17 protein-coding genes are annotated in these 19,323 nt (G+C 39.4%); 12 read left to right on the top strand and 5 right to left on the bottom strand.

The window, feature by feature from the left end:
* Nucleotides 1-90 precede the first annotated feature (90 nt).
* Entirely contained in the window at nt 91-702 is a 612-nt protein-coding gene (locus H5058_RS13005) for a hypothetical protein (RefSeq protein ID WP_058372888.1), read from the top strand.
* Nucleotides 703-761: 59 nt separating this feature from the next.
* On the opposite strand, the gene H5058_RS13000 is transcribed toward H5058_RS13005, so the two are convergent.
* Both H5058_RS13000 and H5058_RS12995 read right to left on the bottom strand, forming a co-directional pair.
* Nucleotides 762-2,030 (bottom strand): HlyC/CorC family transporter, encoded by a 1,269-nt coding sequence (locus H5058_RS13000; protein ID WP_140391177.1) that lies wholly within the window; start codon nt 2,028-2,030, stop codon nt 762-764.
* A 61-nt stretch (nt 2,031-2,091) separates the two neighbouring features.
* Complete coding sequence (locus H5058_RS12995; protein WP_011327630.1) at nt 2,092-2,898, bottom strand: inner membrane protein YpjD; 807 nt, start codon at nt 2,896-2,898, stop codon at nt 2,092-2,094.
* Nucleotides 2,899-3,150: 252 nt separating this feature from the next.
* On the opposite strand from H5058_RS12995, the gene ffh reads away from it, so the two are divergent.
* The 5 genes from ffh to rplS all read left to right on the top strand — a co-directional run bounded on the left by ffh (nt 3,151) and on the right by rplS (nt 6,753).
* Nucleotides 3,151-4,530, top strand: a complete 1,380-nt coding sequence (ffh, locus tag H5058_RS12990) for a signal recognition particle protein (RefSeq protein ID WP_011327632.1) — start codon at nt 3,151-3,153, stop codon at nt 4,528-4,530.
* Nucleotides 4,531-4,790: 260 nt separating this feature from the next.
* Nucleotides 4,791-5,039 carry a 30S ribosomal protein S16 gene (gene rpsP, locus H5058_RS12985; protein ID WP_011327633.1) on the top strand — a complete coding sequence of 83 codons (249 nt, stop codon included), beginning with the start codon at nt 4,791-4,793 and terminating at the stop codon, nt 5,037-5,039.
* A 17-nt stretch (nt 5,040-5,056) separates the two neighbouring features.
* Nucleotides 5,057-5,593 carry a ribosome maturation factor RimM gene (gene rimM, locus H5058_RS12980; protein ID WP_011327634.1) on the top strand — a complete coding sequence of 179 codons (537 nt, stop codon included), beginning with the start codon at nt 5,057-5,059 and terminating at the stop codon, nt 5,591-5,593.
* A complete protein-coding gene (gene trmD / locus H5058_RS12975) occupies nt 5,593-6,360 on the top strand; it encodes a tRNA (guanosine(37)-N1)-methyltransferase TrmD (protein WP_011327635.1) in 768 nt (255 codons plus the stop codon). The genes rimM and trmD overlap by 1 nt, the downstream gene beginning before the upstream one ends.
* 33 nt (nt 6,361-6,393) lie before the next feature.
* The gene (gene rplS / locus H5058_RS12970) at nt 6,394-6,753 is read left to right on the top strand and encodes a 50S ribosomal protein L19 (protein ID WP_011327636.1); all 360 of its coding nucleotides are present in this window, start codon (nt 6,394-6,396) and stop codon (nt 6,751-6,753) included.
* A gap of 727 nt (nt 6,754-7,480) precedes the next feature.
* Here rplS and H5058_RS12965 read toward each other — a convergent pair.
* A complete protein-coding gene (locus H5058_RS12965) occupies nt 7,481-8,314 on the bottom strand; it encodes a mechanosensitive ion channel family protein (protein ID WP_086995304.1) in 834 nt (277 codons plus the stop codon).
* A gap of 306 nt (nt 8,315-8,620) precedes the next feature.
* Here H5058_RS12965 and tyrA point away from each other — a divergent pair, with 306 nt between their 5' ends.
* The gene (gene tyrA, locus H5058_RS12960) at nt 8,621-9,754 is read left to right on the top strand and encodes a bifunctional chorismate mutase/prephenate dehydrogenase (protein ID WP_089368941.1); all 1,134 of its coding nucleotides are present in this window, start codon (nt 8,621-8,623) and stop codon (nt 9,752-9,754) included.
* Between the two features lie 55 nt (nt 9,755-9,809).
* On the opposite strand, the gene H5058_RS12955 is transcribed toward tyrA, so the two are convergent.
* The gene (locus tag H5058_RS12955) at nt 9,810-10,970 is read right to left on the bottom strand and encodes a chorismate mutase (protein ID WP_086997942.1); all 1,161 of its coding nucleotides are present in this window, start codon (nt 10,968-10,970) and stop codon (nt 9,810-9,812) included.
* A 427-nt stretch (nt 10,971-11,397) separates the two neighbouring features.
* Here H5058_RS12955 and H5058_RS12950 point away from each other — a divergent pair, with 427 nt between their 5' ends.
* A complete protein-coding gene (locus H5058_RS12950; protein ID WP_182678522.1) occupies nt 11,398-14,406 on the top strand; it encodes an EAL domain-containing protein in 3,009 nt (1,002 codons plus the stop codon).
* 15 nt (nt 14,407-14,421) lie between these two features.
* Here H5058_RS12950 and H5058_RS12945 read toward each other — a convergent pair whose 3' ends face one another.
* Nucleotides 14,422-14,751, bottom strand: a complete 330-nt coding sequence (locus H5058_RS12945; protein WP_089367934.1) for a stress response translation initiation inhibitor YciH — start codon at nt 14,749-14,751, stop codon at nt 14,422-14,424.
* A gap of 130 nt (nt 14,752-14,881) precedes the next feature.
* On the opposite strand from H5058_RS12945, the gene H5058_RS12940 reads away from it, so the two are divergent.
* From H5058_RS12940 to H5058_RS12925, 4 genes are all read left to right on the top strand, one after another.
* Nucleotides 14,882-15,187 (top strand): STAS domain-containing protein, encoded by a 306-nt coding sequence (locus H5058_RS12940; RefSeq protein WP_011327642.1) that lies wholly within the window; start codon nt 14,882-14,884, stop codon nt 15,185-15,187.
* Nucleotides 15,188-15,451: 264 nt separating this feature from the next.
* A complete protein-coding gene (locus H5058_RS12935; RefSeq protein WP_182678520.1) occupies nt 15,452-17,101 on the top strand; it encodes a fused response regulator/phosphatase in 1,650 nt (549 codons plus the stop codon).
* A gap of 55 nt (nt 17,102-17,156) precedes the next feature.
* A complete protein-coding gene (locus H5058_RS12930) occupies nt 17,157-17,816 on the top strand; it encodes a GAF domain-containing protein (RefSeq protein WP_089368942.1) in 660 nt (219 codons plus the stop codon).
* Nucleotides 17,817-18,005: 189 nt separating this feature from the next.
* Entirely contained in the window at nt 18,006-19,199 is a 1,194-nt protein-coding gene (locus tag H5058_RS12925) for an amino acid aminotransferase (RefSeq protein WP_182678518.1), read from the top strand.
* Nucleotides 19,200-19,323: the final 124 nt, after the last annotated feature.

Here is a 19,323-nt window from a genome sequence, read left to right as displayed (position 1 = left end):
GTAATTATTTTAGGGAAGAAACAATGCTGCTCTGCTGCATTGTTAAAATCAGACTACTGATTTTTGCAAAAGTTCAGCGAGATAAACCAAATGAAAAAAAATGTAGTTGTTTTATCATTAGCGCTTAGTTTAGCCGGTTGTGCCACAGCTCCACCAAAGCAGCCTGATGATATTTGTAAAATTTTTGAAGAAAAAAGAAGTTGGTACTTTGGTGCCAAAGATGCTCAAGAAAAATGGGGCGCTCCCAAGCACGTACTTATGAGCATGATGTACCAAGAAAGCTCGTTTAAACATGACGCAGCTCCACCAATGCAGTATTTCTTATGGATTATTCCTACCGGTAGAGCAAGCTCTGCTTATGGCTACTCACAAGCAAAAACGATGACCTGGTCTGATTATATTCGTGAAAGTAAGAATAGTGGCGCCGATAGAGACGACTTTGATGATGCTATCGACTTTATGGGCTGGTTTGCTTATAAAACCCATAAAATAAACGGCGTATCTAAATGGGATGCCTACGGTCAGTATCTTAATTATCACGAAGGGTGGGGCGGTTACAAACGCGGTACTTACAAAAAGAAAAAATGGTTAATGGGTGTCGCTAATAAAGTAAAACACCGTGCGAGCCGTTATGGTGCGCAGTTAAAGCGTTGTGAAGCAGATTTAAATAAAGGGTGGTTAGAGCGTTTGTTTTTTGGCTAATAACATCTGTTGTATTTATTTAGCCTACAAAAAAGGAGCCAATTGGCTCCTTTTTTAGTTTATTTTTTACGTTTTTTCGGCTGTATTTTAACCAGCTTTATCATGTTTTCTTTTACTTCAAGTACTTCAATAGGGTAGCCGGCAATACGCAAACTTAAATTGGCATCAGGAATGTTTTCTAAATACTCAACTATTAAGCCGCTGAGTGTTTTAGGCCCGTCGAGTGGAAACTCCCAGCCCATTTCTTTATTTAAGTCGCGCACGTTAGCACCGCCATCTACAATGCACGAGCCATCGGTTTGTGTGGTTACTTCTTCGCTTGGCGTACGAGTTTGGGTGGTGGTAAAATCGCCTACCACTTCCTCAAGTATATCCTCTAGGGTAACTAAACCTTGAATGTCGCCATACTCATCTACCACCAAGCCAATACGCTCTTTAGATTGCTGAAACTTTAATAGCTGCGTATTTAGTGATGTGCCTTCAGGAATGAAATAAATTTCACGTACAGCGCGTAGCAACGATGGTTTATCAAATTGCTCTTTTGTAAGTAACCTAAGCGCATCACGCGAATGAATAAACCCCACCGCGTCATCTATGTTATCTCTATATAACAATACACGCGTATGTTGTGCATGAGTCAGTTGGCGGCTAATAAGTTTCCATTCATCGTTAATATCTATGGCCACAATTTCGTTACGTGGGATCATAATATCTTCAACGGTTACTTGTTCTAAATCTAAAATTGAGGTCAACATGCTTTGGTGACGCGCAGGAATAAGTGCACCAGACTCATTAAGTACTGATTTTAGCTCTTCTTTACTCATGCTGTGCTCATCTATTTGTGCCGCACTAATACCAAATAACCGCAAGATGCCGTTGGTTAGCCAGTTAATAACAACGACAAATGGGAAAAGGATTTTTAGTAATCCTTTAAGCACAACAGAACTTGGGAAGGCAACTTTTTCAGGGTAGAGAGCAGCAAGTGTTTTTGGGGTTATTTCTGCAAAAATAAGCACTACTAAGGTTAGCGCACCTGTTGCCACAGCAATACCTAAATCACCGTATAAACGAATACCAATAATAGTAGCAACTTGTGCAGCGGCAATATTAACTAAATTATTGCCGATTAAAATTAAACCAATGAGCCTATCCGGACGACTAAGTAATTTACTGACACGTTTAGCAGCGCGATGATTCTCTTTGGTGAGATGTCGCAGGCGTATACGATTGATTGACATAATTCCGGTTTCTGAGCCAGAAAAATAAGCAGAAAAAAGTACCAAAAAACCTAAAATGATAAACAAGGTACTGGTCGATATGGCGTCCAACGATGGATCCTTTTATTATAAACTAGCGTGTATTAGGCTAGAGTGAGTTAGTAGAGTCAAGTTAAAATTTATTTAGAATAACTTCTTGTATAAAACGACTGCCAAAATAAGCCAGTGTAAGAATAAAAGCAGCAACCATAATAGCAATAACCACAGGTTTACCACGCCAGCCTTTTTTCATATGGCCAAGCGCAATCACAGCAAAAATACACCATGCAACAAGCGATAATATCGTTTTATGGATAAATTGAGTAGCGAACATACCATCGAGAAATACAAATCCCGACAATAGTGCCAAAGTGAGTAATATAGTACCTAAGTTAACCAATTGATACAGTTGGCGTTCAACCACCATTAGTGGTGGTAAATGGCTGTGTACAATAGCTAAATCTTTACGCTTTAAGCGCTTATCAATAAAGTAAAATTGTACGCCATATAAAGTAGCAATAATTAAAATGCAGTAAGCGAGTAATGATAACGAAATATGGGTTACTAAGCCCACATCAACATCAATACTTTGCAGTAAAATATGGTGTGGTATAAACAAGCTTGCCATAGTTAGAAGTGCAGCAAAGCCGTACACGACCGGCAATAATAAGGTCGCCGGAAACTTTAACGATACCGTAGTGACAGAAATCACAATAACCCAGCAGGTTAAAAGCGCCACATTGACAATACTTAAATCTTGTCCGTCTGCTCTAAAAACCGAATTTACTAACAACAGCATGTGCGCCAAAATAGCCACAGTACTCAATATAATAGTTAGCTTTTGGCTAGGGCCTTGTTGATGAAACAACCGTGAGAGCACGTAAGACGTTGCTAACACATAAAATAAACTGGCAATAATAGTTAAGCTAATAATCAGCATTGTGCTTGGGCCACTTAATTTGAGTCAAATAATTAATGATTGTTATATAGCCATTGTATTTTATAGCAAAGCAAATGCATAGACCTTAAAAAAAGAAACTCAACAAGCTGCACTTGAACACTGTATTGTAAGACACCATTTACGGTATACTGCTTTTAATTGAAATTTAATAATATTAATTCTATTAATACAGCGCACAGAGTTAAAGGCGCTTTAATTGGGTTGGTATAAACGTCTTATCGGAACCGTAATATGTTTGAGAATCTCCAAGAACGATTAGGTAAAACCTTAAAAAACATTAGTGGCCGTGGCCGCCTAACAGAAGAGAATATTAAAGACACTCTTCGTGAAGTGCGCATGGCATTTTTAGAAGCCGATGTGGCGTTGCCCGTTGTTCGCGATTTTGTAAAACAAGTTAAAGAGCGTGCGGTAGGTGTTGAAGTTACAAAAAGCTTAAGCCCAGGCCAAGTATTTGTAAAAATAGTACGTGAAGAACTCGAAAAAGCCATGGGTGAAGCCAACGAAGAGCTAAGCCTAAATGCACAACCCCCTGCTGTTGTTATGATGGCGGGTCTGCAAGGTGCTGGTAAAACCACCAGTGTTGCTAAACTGGCTAAGTTTTTAAAAGAGCGCAAGAAAAAATCAGTACTTGTAGTAAGTGCCGACGTATACCGCCCTGCAGCAATTAAGCAACTAGAAACGCTCGCTGCTGAAGTGGGTGTTGATTTTTTCCCAAGTGATATTTCGCAAAAGCCGGTTGATATAGCAACCGCAGCTATTTCTCATGCGAAAAAGAAATTTATTGATGTGGTATTAGTCGATACTGCAGGTCGATTGCATGTTGATAGCGACATGATGGATGAGATTAAAAATCTTCACAAAGCAATTAACCCAATCGAAACCTTGTTTGTTGTAGATGCAATGACAGGTCAAGATGCGGCAAATACAGCTAAAGCATTTGACGAAGCCCTGCCACTAACTGGTGTTATATTAACTAAAACTGATGGTGATGCACGCGGTGGTGCTGCTTTATCTATTCGTCATATTACCGGTAAGCCAATTAAATTTATGGGTGTGGGTGAGCGCATTGATGCACTTGAGCCTTTCCACCCTGACCGCATAGCGTCACGTATTCTAGGCATGGGTGATGTACTTTCATTGATCGAAGAAGTCGAAATGAAAGTAGATAAAGAGCAAGCTGCCAGAGTCGCTGAAAAAGTATTTAAAGGCGCTGGTTTTACCCTTGATGACTTTGCGGATCAACTTAAGCAAATGAAAAACATGGGCGGCATGATGTCGATGCTAGATAAATTGCCAGGTATGTCTAACTTACCCGATGCTGTTAAAGGCCAAATGGGCGATAAAACCTTCATTCAAATGGAAGCCATTATTAGCTCAATGACAAAAAAAGAGCGCGCCCGCCCAGAAATCATTAAAGGGTCACGTAAAAAACGTATTGCAGCAGGTTCTGGTACGCAAGTACAAGAAATTAATAAACTACTAAAACAGTTTACCCAAATGCAAAAAATGATGAAAAAAATGAAAGGCAAAGGTGGCATGACCAAAATGATGCGCGGCATGAAAGGTATGTTACCGCCGGGAATGATGGGTGGCGGTGGCCCTAAATTTTAAAGTTGAGTTTAACGTAGCTTAAATGTAACGATATAAAATATATGAAAAGGAGCAAATGGCTCCTTTTTTGTTGAATAAATTATGCGTGCTAAACGCTATTAACGCTAATTTAAAGTTGGGATCACGCTTTAACCTACTAAACTGGCTTTTAGCATCACTTCTTACTTGCATTGTTGCTAAAAACTCGTACAATTCCCCAGCTCCCCATTCTGGGGAGTAAATCTTATTAATGAAAACAGTCAATCTTTATAGAGGACGGTATGGTAACTATTCGTTTGCAACGTGGTGGCGCTAAAAAACGCCCTTTCTATCAAATTGTGGTTGCGGATAGCCGTTTCTCGCGTGACGGTCGCTTCATCGAGAAAGTAGGCTTTTTTAACCCAATTGCTGCAGGTCAAGAAGAAAAAATTCGTTTAGATTTACCACGTGTTGAACACTGGGTAGGTCAGGGCGCGTCTCTTTCAGATCGCGTAGCTAAGTTAGTAAAAGACGCTCGTAAAGCGGCTTAATAGGCGTAAGTGTAACCATGAGTCAAGAGAACACCTCATCAATAATTGTCGTAGGAAAGCTCGGTGCCCCGTATGGTATAAAGGGCTGGCTTAAGGTACATTCATTTACTGATGATCCCGCAGGGATCTTCGATTTCAGCCCGTGGTTGATAGGGCAGCAAGGTAAATGGCAGACCTTAGAAGTGGTCGACTGGCGTCGCCACAACAAAGGCTTTATCGCTAAATTTGCGCAAGTAAACGATCGAGACGAAGCAGTGGCTTATACCCACGCAGAAATCTCAATGGATTCAGCGCAATTACCAGAACTCCCGCAAGGTGAGTTCTATTGGCGAGATCTCATTGGCATGTCGGTTGTAACTGATAAAGGTTACGATTTAGGCATTGTTGATGACCTAATGGAGACAGGGTCAAATGACGTACTGGTTGTTAAAGCAAACAGTAAAGACGCATTTGGTCAAGCAGAGCGTTTAATTCCGTTTTTAACTGATACAGTTATTATCGAAGTTAAACACGACGCAAGAGAAATTACCGTAGACTGGGATCCAGGGTTTTAATGACGCAAACGAGTTCATTATGGGTAGGGGTGATAAGCCTTTTTCCTGACATGTTTGACGCTATTACAGACCAGGGTGTTACCGGTCGCGCAGTAAAAAGTGGCTTAATTGATTTTAACTGCTGGAATCCGCGAGACTACGCTTTAGATAAGCATAGAACCGTGGACGATCGTCCTTACGGGGGCGGACCAGGTATGTTAATGATGGTTGAGCCATTAAAAAAAGCGATTGCCGAGGCTAAAAAAGCTGCAGGTGATGGTGCTAAAGTAATTTATATGTCCCCACAAGGGCGCAAACTAGATCAGCAAGGAGCTAGCGAACTCGCAAGCTCTAAAAAACTGATTTTGATTGCCGGTCGCTATGAAGGTATAGATGAGAGAATAATAGAGTCATACGTTGACGAAGAATGGTCAATTGGTGATTTTATTTTGAGTGGTGGTGAACTACCAGCCATGACATTAATTGACGCAGTAGCGCGATTAGTGCCTGGCGTATTAGGTCATAACCAATCAGCAGAACAAGACTCATTTTCGGATGGCTTGTTAGATTGTCCTCACTATACACGGCCAGAAACATTGGACGACAAACAGGTGCCTGCTGTATTGCTCAGCGGAAACCACCAAGAGATAGCAAAATGGCGGCTTATGCAGTCATTAGGCAGAACTTGGCTACGCCGTCCTGACTTGTTGCATAACCTAGCTCTGACTGAGGAGCAAGCGGTATTACTCGCGAAATTTCAGCAAGAGTACCAAAAAGCTTGTGGCTAGAAGACAGTTACACCTAGGAAAGTGAGAAACATAATGGCAAAAGTAAACCAAAATATTATTAAAGCGCTTGAAGATGAGCAGCTTAAAACAGACGTACCTGCATTCGGCGCTGGTGATACAGTAGTTGTACAGGTAAAAGTAAAAGAAGGTGCTAAAGAGCGTCTACAGGCCTTTGAAGGTGTTGTAATCGCTAAGCGTAATCGTGGTCTTCACTCAGCATTCACAGTTCGTAAAATTTCGAACGGTGAAGGCGTTGAGCGTGTATTCCAAACGCACAGCCCTCTTATTGATAGCGTAACAGTTAAGCGTCGCGGTGCAGTTCGTCGTGCTAAGCTTTACTATCTACGTGAGCGTTCTGGTAAATCTGCACGTATTAGAGAAAAACTTAACTAATACGCGCTGTTTATCAACGCAAAAAAACGGGTTGCATCCTTCGGGTTGCAACCCGTTTTGGTTTCTATAACATAAAATTTCAGGCTAAATACTAAAGCTTAAACCACAGCTGTCGGACTAGGAGTCGCACTGTCGCAATATTCACCAGTATAGTTAGGCTTCCTTTATTGCTAAACACAAAGTGCACCTCGATAAATTTTTATCAATATGTGTTTTAAACACCTTTTCAACTTACCCGCAGAATACGTAATAACCCAATTAACGCCAGTATGAGCATAACTTTGCTCAAGCAAAACTTAAGCTAAATATACCTAAGCCAAATAAAGCACAGAAAATAAAAATTTGGCAGATGAATTATAGTATTTAACCTTGAACTCTGGTTAAGAGATTTACTAACGTATTGAATCATAGTTATATTTAATTTTATTTTCTCTAGCCAGAGGTTTTCAGTGAAAACAAGGCGAATTTACGCGTCAATAGCTGGCCTCTTGCAAGAAAATTCAACGCAGTTAGCGCTGAAAATAGCTGCTTGAGATAAGTTTATTATCCGGAGCTCAGGTTATTTAAGGAAGTAGGGTGATGAAAATAGCTCAAAAAGTGGAGCCAAGTGTAACTAGGTATAACTTGAAGGAGTATTGGATGGGCAGTAAGGATTGCGGTAAGGGCGCTTTATACGACCTTACCGCGACTAAGTTATTAGGCTAGTTGAACCTATGCACAATACAAATTACTTAACGTTATGAACATGTACATCGCGTTGTGGGAAAGGAATAGAAATACCTTCTTTATCAAACGCTTTTTTCACTTTTTCTTGCATATCCCAGTAGTAAGGCCATAAGTCACCTGTTGCAACCCAAGCGCGAAACATTAAATTAACTGAGTTATCGCCAAGGCTGGCAACACAAATACGTGGTGCCGGATCTGTTAAAGAGCGCTCGTCTTCTTCAAACAGGCGTTTTAAGATAGCTTTTGCCGTATCTATGTCGTCGTTATACGAAATTCCAAAGGTCATATCACAGCGGCGTTTGTCATAAATACTTACGTTCACTAGTGTCGCATTCGATAGGCTACCGTTTGGAATAACAATGCGGCGGTTATCGAAGGTATCTACTACTGTGTATAAAATTTGAATTTCGACGACTGCGCCCATAAAGCCCTGTGCTTCGATAGTATCGCCAACCTTGAACGGTTTAAAAATTAGCAACAGCACACCGCCAGCAAAATTAGCTAGACTGCCTTGCAGTGCAAGACCTATTGCCAGGCCTGCAGCACCAATCACCGCGATGAACGAGGTGGTTTCGATACCTACCATAGAGGCCACCGAAATAAGCAGCATAATTTTCACTACAGCGCTAATTAAGCCACATAAAAACTTGTTTAGTGTTGGATCTTTTTTGCCTAGTCGGTTATCTAAAACCTTAACAAAGCGGTTGATCAGCCATAGGCCAACCAGTAAAGTAATAATAGCGAGCACAAATTTTGGTGCGTAAGTCATAACGAGTGATATGGCTTGGTCTATTAATTGTGAAGCGTCTACATCTGTTCCTAAAACTTCTTCCATTTTATGGATCCTGTTTATTTTAATTACTATATGAATAATATAAGAATAAACGTGATAACTCTACTATGCAACAAATGCAGGCTTTTTAGCTAGCTAATTTACTTTTATTGACTGCGGCTTTTAGGGTAAATAATTAATATTTACTTTAAAGGTATTCGTTGCTTCTCAAAGTATTGTTTTTCAATTTAACCTTTTACTTATTTAGTCTTTTATCAGGCTATTGATCCTGTTAGTATTTATCGTATTGATTAGTTTACTTTAATGTAAACTTAAGTTGGCGTTTTTGCTTTTTAAGGTGGTATGCAAGTGGCGGATATAAATGATTTAGCCCAGTTAAGAGTGGGTATTGATGAGTGTGATACACAGTTGGTGGCACTGCTGGCAAGGCGTAATTCGCTTACTCAAAAAATTGGCGCAATAAAGCAGCAAACTGGTGCGCCACTTCATGCACCCGATCGTGAAGCTGATTTATTAGCTGCAAGGCGCCAAGAAGCAATTAATCAGGGAGTAAGCCCAGAGTTAGTTGAAGATATTCTTAGGCGTATGATGCGCGAAGCGTATCAGAATCAGCAAGCTAAACTTGCATGTGCTGCACCGCATTTATCACCCATTGTTATTGTGGGTGGGCAAGGTGCTATGGGGCAATTATTTGCTAAGCAATTTCAGCGCTCTGGTTACGAAGTAAAAACCCTTGATAAGCAAGATCAAGCAAACGCTGCAGCAATTTTAAAAGGCGCTAAATTAGTACTATTAAGTGTACCTATTAATGCGTTAGAAACTGTAGTTGCTGAACTACCTAAGTTAGATGAAGGCTGTTTATTGGTAGATATAACATCGGTTAAGCAAGCGCCAATTAAAGCACTAAAAGCAGCGCATAGCGGCCCAGTTGTAGGTCTGCATCCTATGTTTGGCCCAGATATTTCGCACTGGGTTAAGCAAACAGTGGTGGTGTGTGAAGGGCGTGACCACGATGTTGCACAGGGCTTGTTAGCACAGTTGCAAGTGTGGGGTTGCCAGCTAGTTGAACTTGATGCGAAAAAACATGACGAAGCAATGCAAATAATTCAGGTAATGCGCCATTTAACTACCTTTGTATATGGGCAGTTTTTAGCAAAACAAAGCCATACATTAGCGGAGTTACGCAGCTGTTCATCACCTATTTATCAATTAGAGTTAATGATGGTTGGGCGCTTATTTGCGCAATCGCCAGAGTTATATTCAGATATTATGTTAGCGCAATTTGATAACGTAGAGAGCTTACTGGCGCAGTATCAACAGACTTTTGCAGACACACTTAAAAAGTTAAAAGCAGGAGATAAGCCTGCGCTTATTGATGCCTTTGCTGATGCAAAAGCTTATTTTTCAGATTCGACAGCGCACTTTTTAACCCAAAGTCGCAGCCTGTTAAATAAAGCGAATGACGCAAAAGTGCTAGATTAAAACAGAAAAACAAAAAAGGGCTTAATTAAGCCCTTTTTACATTATAAGCTGTGCGTTATTGCGTATTTACACTCACAGCTTGGAGCGTTTCGCTTTGATAGCAGCCTAAAATACGTACATACTGAGTGTATTCTTTTAGCTCCTCTAATGCATTTTTTACTTGGCTGTCGGCAAGGTTCGCTTCTAAGTCGACGTAAAATACTTCTTCCCATGGGTTACCCGGCATAGGGCGAGACTCTAACTTAACCAAATTAATTTTATGTTGTTTAAAAATCATTAATGCATCGGCAAGTGAACCAGCCTGCTGTTTAGTGGCCATAATTAAACTGGTTTTAGTGGGTATTTGCTTTGATACCTGTAATGGCTTACGGGCTACAACAATAAAGCGGCTGTGGTTTTCGCTTTGATTTGCTAAGTTAGATTTAATCACTTCTAGGCCTACATTTTTACCTGCTTGGGCAGAGCCAATAGCGGCACTGTTTGGCGTGTTTAATGCTGATTGCAGAGCACTTGAAGTTGAGTCGCAGGTTTCGTGTTGCAGCTCACCAAGGCCTTGTAAAAAGCGGCTACATTGAGCAAACGGTTGCGGGTGAGCAAATATTTTTGTAAGTTGGCTAAGCTCAGTATCTGGGTTTGCAAGTAAACAATGTTCAACACTGTGCGTTACTTCACCAACAATAGACACTTGTGCATGTTGTAGTAAATCAAATACTTCGTTGATACTGCCTGAACTGGTGTTTTCAATAGGCAGCAAACCAAAATCGGCTTGGCCGTTTTCTACTTTACCGGTAATTTCGTCAAACGAGCTACAGCCTATTTCAACTAACTTACCTGGGCGACGGCTAAAGTATTTATGACAGGCCAACTGGCTGTATGAGCCTTGCCCACCTAAATACGTAACACGATGGGTTTCGCTTAACGCATCTGGGTTAAGGTTTTTTTGCAGCATAGCTTGTTGATGCAATACAGAGTCTTCTAAAATAGTTTGAAAAACATTATTTACGTAATAGGCGTCTAACCCTAACGATTTCCCATAACCTATCAGCTTTTCTAGAAGTGCTAATTCACGGGCTTCATCACGAATCGGTTTATTGTTCGCTATTTTATATTCCACCACACCATGGCTAATACGACGTCGTTTGGCTAGTAAAACCAGTAAATCAGAATCTATCTCATTTATATCGTGTCGAAGTGTATTTAGTACATCATTGCTCATTTGGCTTTCCTCATTCCAAAAGTATGCTGTTCATACAGCAAAAACAAAAAAGCCTCCCGGTTGGGAGGCTTTGCTATTCGATTGATTTTATCTCACAAACAGTTCAGCCTCTTCTATATAAAGAAGCTAAAAAACGAAAAAAAAGTAACTGCGTAAGTAATGTTCATGCTGATAATGTATGGAGAGTTACTGTTAATGTCAACAGCGCTTTTGTTAAATAACTTAAGCTCTGAAAAATAAATCTATCACTAGTGGCTATTTTCAAGGTTAACTGTGTTGGATTTACTTGTAATAGGCCGTGATTGTTGCATAAATTTGTCTTGTTCCCTTTGTTTTTTATATAATTTACAAATAATTTATAAATAAGATCTTGGATCTGGTATATTTCAATTACTGGTTCAAATAATAATAATAAAAAGGTTAGCCTGTGGTGTATCGACGCCCCCCATCTCGTTTCGGGATAAACTCACTTAGCGTCAAGTTGTCATTGTTGATTTCTGCAATATGTTTAATTGCTGGAGTGTGTGCGGCCGCGTTAATGCTCAAATCTGAAGAAAAACAACTGGTTTTTGAAGAGCATGAAGTATTAAAAGAATCTAACGAATTACTTATAAAACAATTCAAAAACTTACTAAACACTAAAATTAAAGTTGCTCAGCAAGCAAATATAGTCGTGGGTGAGCAGCTATTTAGTGATCAGTCATCGTTAATAAGTAATAAAGTAAATACACTGCAATTAAATAATGACGGTACGATACGCAGTGCCTCTACTGATGGGCTTTCGGCTGCATTTATCCCACAAACTAGCTATACACCTTTTTATAAACAATTAATATCAGACTCTGAAACGCTCTGGAAAATTATATCGCCAACACTAACTCAAGATTTTTTTAATTTTTACCTTATTACTAAAGATAACTTTATTCGCATAGCGCCGCCTAACGAGGCTTTAAATGCGCCAGCTAATTATACATTTACACAAAGTACGCGCTTTAATTACGCTAAGGCGCTTACAAATCCTCAACATAGGCCTGTTTGGTCTAAAGTTTATTACGATACTATATGGCATAAATGGGCTATTAGCTTAACGGTTCCTATTTATAAAGAGGGTGAGTTTTTAGGTGTTACTGGCAGTGACATCGCGCTAAAAACATTAATATCGCAATTGCCAATTGGCGGAAAAGAAAAACAGTTAGTGGTATTTGACAGCCAAGGGCAGTTATTAGCGCACCCCAATTTAACCCAATCAAGTTATGCACAATATGGTAAAGCAGGTAAAAAACTACTCCCTGAGGACTTTATTGATCCCACATTACAAGTAATTGTAGATGATGCGATTAAAATGCAACGGTCTGAATATGCCGACTCATTCAAATTAAATAATGAAGCGCATATTATTAATATTCATAAAATAGATGGCTTAGATTGGTATGTAGGGGTATATAAAAAACGTTCTTCAACATTCTCAGCATTAGCAGATTTAAAGATGAAGTTCTTTGGGCTATTTATACTCTATGCCATTTTAGTCGCCTTACTCTTACATCAAGCACTTTATCAGCTAGTACTTAGGCGTATACATTCTTTGGTTTATGCCGTTACAAACTTTGGTCAAGGCCAGTTACAAATAGAATTTCCAAAAGAAAACAAAGATGAAATAGGCACTCTCAACGGCTCATTTAAAGACATGACCATTGAAATTAGAAAGCTAATAGATGGGCTTCACCAGCGTATTATTGAAAAAGAAATTGCAGAAAAAGCAGCCAGGCGACTATCCAAAGCCGTGGCGTTTTCTGGTACTGGTGTGGTGATCACCGATAAAAACTTTGTCATTGAATACGTAAACCCTAAAATGCTTGAAATGACCAGCTTTTCAGAGGAACATTTTAATCGAGCGCCTTTATTAAGCATTATTGCAAGCGAAATGGTTATATTAATTGATGATATAGATGTTGATTTACGCAGTCGTAATTGTTGGCGTGGCGACACCTTAATTGAAAGCGATAATAAAGCGCCTATTTGGGTTTCTTTAAGTATTTCACCTATTCGCGAAGATGACGGAACAATTACCAGTTACGTAGCCTCTGCGCAGGATATTTCGTTTGTTAAAGAAAGCCAGCGTAAAATGGAACAGCTTGCTTATTTTGATACTTTAACAGGACTTGCTAATCGAACATTTTTTAGAATGCAGCTGCGTAAATCGATGGCGCTCGCTGAACGCGGGCATTATGCCTTTGCATTGTTTTATTTTGATTTAGATGAATTTAAACGTATTAACGATACCTTAGGCCATAATGCAGGCGATCAATTACTCGTTGAAGTTGCAAATAGATTAAAGCAACGCCTAAGAGCCGAGGATACTATTGCGCGTTTAGGCGGTGATGAGTTTGCTATATTACTCAGTGGCATTGAGCATCAAGAGCATGCAACTCAAGTGGCAAATACGATTCAAAAAACCCTCAATGAGCCTATTCAACTTGGCAGTAACGAAGTTATTATTAGTGCCAGTATAGGCATTACTATGGCCCCATACGACAGCCAAGAAGAAGACCAACTGTTAAAGCATGCCGACTTAGCCATGTATGAAGCAAAAGCAAAAGGGCGTAACACCTTTCATTTTTATAGCCAAGAGCTCAATACTGCTGCAAATGAACGCTTGTTTATTGAAAACGAGCTACGCCAAGCTATAAAAGATAAACAACTCACGGTTTATTATCAGCCGCAGATTGATAGCCGCACTCAGCTTGTAATGGGTTACGAAGCATTGTTACGCTGGTTTCATCCAACAGAAGGGGCGATTGCACCCACTAAATTTATACCTATTGCAGAAGCTACCGGTTTAATTGTTGAACTGGGAGAGTGGGTATTACACCAAGCATGTAATTTTGTAGTTAAGTTAGAGCGCCAAGGTAGAGCGAGTAATATTGCGATTAACTTATCGGCCAGACAGTTTAAAGATGCCAGTTTATTACCTACACTGAAAAAAATAATAGCCAGTACACAGGTGTCGGCTAAAAGCCTACATTTAGAATTAACCGAAAGTATGCTGATGGGCAATGTAGAAGCTGCTATAGCACAACTACATGAATTAAAGGGACTCGGGGTTTCTATTTCTATAGATGACTTTGGTACTGGTTACTCTTCATTAAGTTACTTGAAACGTTTTCCGGTGGATATTCTTAAAATTGATCGCTCATTTATAAAAGATATTCCAGATGATAATAATGATATGGCAATAACAGCGGCAATTATAGCCATGGCGCAAAAGCTAAAACTCGATGTGGTTGCCGAAGGGGTAGAAACCGTTGAGCAAGTAGAGTTTTTGAAAAATAACAATTGCTTTATAGTGCAAGGGTATTACTTTAGCCCGCCAATTGCAGAGCGCGATTTACCCACGCTTTTTGAACGATTGGAGCAAATGGCGAAGGACGAAAAATAAAATTAAAATGCGGGTTTAACCACCCGCAATTTTTACTTTAAAGGTTAAGCTTTCTAAAATAGCTTTTAGTTTATCGCGATCATCACCTTGTACTTCAATAAGACCGTCTTTTACTGCGCCGCCTTGGCCCATTTTACTTTTAAGTGCTTTAGCTAATTTTTTTAAATCATGCTCTTTAGGGTCGACTCCAACTACCAGCATAACGCCTTTGCCCTTGCGTCCTTTTGTTTGGCGCTCAATACGCACAAACCCGTCTTTAAATAGTTTACCTGCAACTTCTTTCTCTGGTTTTGGTTGCTCTATTCGCCCCGTTTGTGTTGAATATACTAAGTGACTATCGCTCATCATTAACCTATACAAAAATTGAATCAAACAATGGCGTAAATAATAGCAAATTTGTGTATTGATGTTTTTATTTTTGCTAATTAGTTTTAAACAGTTATATTTGATTCAAAGAATATTAATAGGACATAATATGAGTTTAACTAAAAGTATATCGGCCGATGCAGCTACGTTAACAATACATATAAAGGGTAAGTTTGACTTTAATTTAGTGCAATCTTTTCGCCAAGCGTATGCGCAAATAGATAAAAGCATTACTAAAGTAATTATCGACCTAAGGGAAACCGATTACATGGACAGCTCAGCATTAGGTATGCTGCTAAATATGCAAAAAAGCATAGATACACAGGTCAATAAATTTGAGATCAGCAACTGCCAACCACAATTAAAAAAAATATTACAAATATCTCGGTTTGATAAGAAGTTTGATATTAACTAGGGCCTGTTGACCTTTCAGGATTAAAATTTGTTCAATCTAGGGGCGATTAAATCGCGGCGCGAGGTTTGTAACCTAGTGGGCTAAGTAAAAACCGAACAACAAAGAGTTAATCGTCCCTAGAAAGAACCCAAAGGGCAGCGCATGTTTTGCATTTATGCTGCGTTATCGCCTATTTATGGGGAATAACCACACTACATAGGCTCTGCTTTGCCTAAATACCAAACATACTGCTGCAAATTTAACCTCGAAAGATAAACAGGCCCTATGATGCATATTTTAGTTGTTGATGATCAAGCCCTTAACCGAATATTACTGCAAAGGCTATTAACACAAGAAGGCTATACAGTTTCTTTGGCGTATAATGGTGTTGCCGCTATAAAGATACTCGCGCAAACCCCAATTGATATTGTGCTACTTGATGTAGTAATGCCTATTATGGATGGCTTTGAAACGGCAAAAATAATAAAACAACGCTTTAACGATATTCATTTACCTATTATTTTTATTACGGCACTGGATGATCACGCCAGCTTTGAGCGTTGTTTAGCGGTTGGCGGTGATGACTTTATTCAAAAGCCGTTCGAAAAAGTAATTTTACACGCCAAAATTAAAGCCCACTGCAGGACCCGTGAATTAAGTAAAAAGGCTAACCAGCAAAAAATATTACTTGAGGAGCATCAAAATCAGCGTGAGCGAGAGTATGAAATTATTGAGCATATTTTTAATAACTCCCTCGAAAATCAAGATCAATTTAAAACCCACCTCGATTTTAATTTATCGCCTGCCACCATGTTTAACGGCGATATGTTTTTAGTCGCGCAAAGTCCTATAGGTAATTTATATTGCATGTTGGGTGATTTTACCGGTCATGGTTTAGCGGCGGCAATAGGCGCTTTACCTGCATCGCGTGTGTTTTACACTATGGTTAAAAAAGGTATGGCGTTACACGACATTGCCCGCGAATTAAACTTATTATTATACAATTTACTGCCCGGACATATGTTTTGCGCTGCAACTATTATAGAGCTAAGTGTATCTGGTAAAAGTATATCGGCATGGCTAGGCGGACTTCCCGATACTTACTTAATAGATAAGCAAGGTAACCTTAAAAAAACGCTCGAATCGCAACATATGGCATTGGGTATATTAAACAATCAAGAGTTTGAACATGAGGTTATTCACTTTGAAGTAAATGAGCAAACACGGCTTGTACTTGCAACCGATGGCATAATCGAAACAACGAATAAACAAGGTGTTTTTTTTAGTGAACAACGCTTTATCGAAACCTTAAAAATGAACCCGATGATCAGCAGCGAAAACATCGTTAATAGCGTAAGTCAGTTTGCTGATGGTACTAAACAACAAGACGATATAAGCATAGTGTTACTCAATTGTTTACCACTAAGTGTAAAGCCGGAACCCAGAGAGGCATTTTCTAAATTAGCGTTTAATATGTCATTGAGTTTAGATTCGAAGCAAATAAAAAACACCGATCCGGTTTATGATTTAGTAAATATGCTCAGCAGTATTAGTGGTTTAAAAGCACATAGCGCGAATATATTTTTACTCCTATCGGAGGCATACAATAATGCGCTTGATCATGGTGTACTTAAATTAGACTCACAATTAAAAACTCAAGATGATGGCTTTTTTAAATATTACGAATTGCGCGCAAAAAAACTTGCAGAACTTAGTAATGCAAAACTCTCTATAGAGGTAAGTTACTGCCCTGATAGCTTGAACTTATACTTTATTATTTGCGACAGCGGCTGCGGGTACACTCACCAGCAAGATACCCTATTAAATGACGCAGCTGAGTTTGGTCGCGGGCTGTCACTGCTTGACGAAATAGCACAGAGAGTGACTTATAACAGCAGTGGGAACCAAGTTGAAATGTGTTATAAGTTGAGCTAGCACTGTAAAAAAATCCATGCTAACATTTGCACACTATAGAAGTATGGATGGCCAAATGATTAGTTCCTATTTACAACAAGCACAACTCAGTGCTGACACCCGTTTAATTTCAGCAGAGCTAACAGCGCTTGAGCAAGCACTTGCAAGCACTAGCTTGCCTGAAGTTCGCTGGCATTATCAAATTCCACAGTTAGGTGAGGGCGGAGCATGTAGTTTATTTGGTTATCTGCAAGATGAACCGTTTAAGTTAACTACTTACGTAACTAACAATGAGCAAACGCACACTAAGCTTGCTAACTTACAGGCTATTGTAAACTACATACAGCAGCAAACTGGGGTTGATTGGTATGGTATTTATCAAACTCACGATACTGCACAGGGTAAACAGCTTTTAAAGTTAGCTTATCATGGCGCGCCAAGTAGGCCGCTTTTTCCGCTTACAGCCGATTTTGCCGCGGGCAGTAACAACGTGCAAGTTGCGCTCTCTAAAACGGGCCGTATTATTAATAATGTTGAGCAATACTTAAGCCAAGGAGGGGAGTATTATACTTGCGACCCAAAGGTTAAGTCTGAGGTGTGCTTACCTTTATTTAATAGGAGTGGTGAATGCGTAGGAATTATTGATGCTGAGGCGTTTCATAATGATTTTTTTGATGAAAAAGTACTCGCAGTCCTAATTGCATGCTGTATTAAAATTCCTCAATTTTTAGTTTAAATAACAAAAATAGACTATGTTGAGGTTTTTAATAATGATTTTTTGCATGCACAAGGCATTAACTGTATTAATGGCATGCTGTATTAAAATTCCTCACTTTTTTGTACCAATAACACTAGTCAACATAGTGTGTTTTTATGATAAGCTTAAGCTCACACCAACCCCCTAAATAATGATAAGAGATAGTCAATGTTCTCAGTATTAAAACCATTACCCACAGATCCTATTCTTGGCCTTATGGCGGCCTATAAGCAAGATACTAACCCTAATAAAATTGATTTAGGTGTGGGTGTCTATAAAGATGAGCTAGGCAATACACCGGTACTTAAAGCGGTAAAAAAAGCAGAAGCGTTTCGTTTAGAAAATGAAACCAGCAAATCTTATATTGGTTTAGCGGGTAATTTAGATTACTGTCAAAAAATGGAAAGCTTACTATTAGGTGAGCACAAAACATTACTAGCTAACCGTGTACGTACGGCGCAAGCGCCAGGCGGTACTGGGGCATTACGTGTTGCTGCTGAATTTATTATGCGTTGTAATCCAAAAGCAACAGTGTGGGTAACTACGCCAACATGGGCTAATCATATTAGCTTATTTGAAGCAGCGGGCTTAACAGTAAAAGAATACCCTTATTACGATTACGAAAATAAAGACTTATTATTTGATGAGATGATCAACACACTTAAGCAAGTGCCTAAAGGCGATGTGGTTTTACTACATGCGTGTTGTCATAACCCAAGTGGTATGGATTTAAACGAAGCACAGTGGAAGGTAGTTGCTGAGCTTGCAAAAGAAGTGGGCTTTACGCCACTTGTTGATATTGCATACCAAGGTTTTGGCTCTTCACTAGAAGAAGATGCACGTGGTTTACGTATTTTAGCTGACGCAGTTGAAGAGTTAATTATTTGTTCTTCATGTTCTAAAAACTTTGGTCTTTACCGCGAACGTATTGGCGCGTGTTCACTAATTGCAAAAGACAGCGCAACTGCTGATATTTCAAACTCAGTATTACTTAGTGTTGTACGTAGTATTTATTCAATGCCGCCAGCGCATGGTGCCGACATTGTAAATACAATTTTAAGCAGCACTGAGCTTACGCAAATGTGGCATCAAGAGCTTGATGAAATGCGTAGCCGTATAAATGGTTTACGTACACAAATTAAAGAAACGCTAGCGACTAAAAACATAGCGCAAGACTTCTCGTTTATTGAGCGTCAGCACGGTATGTTTTCTTTCTTAGGAATTAATAAAGAGCAAATTACTCGCCTACAAAAAGAGTACGGCATTTATATTGTTGGCTCAAGTCGTGTAAACGTAGCGGGCGTGAGTGATGCAAATATTGAATACTTTGCAAATGCAGTTGCCGACGTATGTAAATCATAATAGTTAACCTGAACTCTGGTTAAGAGATTTACTAACATATTGAATCATCGTTATATTTAATTTTATTTTCTCTAGCCAGAGGTTTTCAGTGAAAACAAGGCGAATTTACGCGTCAATAGCTGGC

Origin of the sequence: Pseudoalteromonas sp. SR45-4 (assembly GCF_014163535.1) — a bacterium.
In the GTDB taxonomy this organism is placed as follows: Bacteria; Pseudomonadota; Gammaproteobacteria; order Enterobacterales; family Alteromonadaceae; genus Pseudoalteromonas; species Pseudoalteromonas nigrifaciens.
The sequence above is the reverse complement of the archived record's forward strand: the minus strand, read 5'-3'. Positions and strand labels throughout refer to the sequence as shown.

Excerpts from the sequence above, each read along its gene's own strand:
- H5058_RS13005 (WP_058372888.1), top strand. The coding sequence starts at position 91 with ATGAAAAAAAATGTAGTTGTTTTATCATTAGCGCTTAGTTTAGCCGGT.
- H5058_RS12995 (WP_011327630.1), bottom strand. The coding sequence starts at position 2,898 with ATGCTGATTATTAGCTTAACTATTATTGCCAGTTTATTTTATGTGTTA.
- ffh (WP_011327632.1), top strand. The coding sequence starts at position 3,151 with ATGTTTGAGAATCTCCAAGAACGATTAGGTAAAACCTTAAAAAACATT.
- rpsP (WP_011327633.1), top strand. The coding sequence starts at position 4,791 with ATGGTAACTATTCGTTTGCAACGTGGTGGCGCTAAAAAACGCCCTTTC.
- rimM (WP_011327634.1), top strand. The coding sequence starts at position 5,057 with ATGAGTCAAGAGAACACCTCATCAATAATTGTCGTAGGAAAGCTCGGT.
- trmD (WP_011327635.1), top strand. The coding sequence starts at position 5,593 with ATGACGCAAACGAGTTCATTATGGGTAGGGGTGATAAGCCTTTTTCCT.
- rplS (WP_011327636.1), top strand. The coding sequence starts at position 6,394 with ATGGCAAAAGTAAACCAAAATATTATTAAAGCGCTTGAAGATGAGCAG.
- H5058_RS12965 (WP_086995304.1), bottom strand. The coding sequence starts at position 8,314 with ATGGAAGAAGTTTTAGGAACAGATGTAGACGCTTCACAATTAATAGAC.
- H5058_RS12955 (WP_086997942.1), bottom strand. The coding sequence starts at position 10,970 with ATGAGCAATGATGTACTAAATACACTTCGACACGATATAAATGAGATA.
- H5058_RS12945 (WP_089367934.1), bottom strand. The coding sequence starts at position 14,751 with ATGAGCGATAGTCACTTAGTATATTCAACACAAACGGGGCGAATAGAG.
- H5058_RS12940 (WP_011327642.1), top strand. The coding sequence starts at position 14,882 with ATGAGTTTAACTAAAAGTATATCGGCCGATGCAGCTACGTTAACAATA.
- H5058_RS12935 (WP_182678520.1), top strand. The coding sequence starts at position 15,452 with ATGATGCATATTTTAGTTGTTGATGATCAAGCCCTTAACCGAATATTA.
- H5058_RS12930 (WP_089368942.1), top strand. The coding sequence starts at position 17,157 with ATGATTAGTTCCTATTTACAACAAGCACAACTCAGTGCTGACACCCGT.
- H5058_RS12925 (WP_182678518.1), top strand. The coding sequence starts at position 18,006 with ATGTTCTCAGTATTAAAACCATTACCCACAGATCCTATTCTTGGCCTT.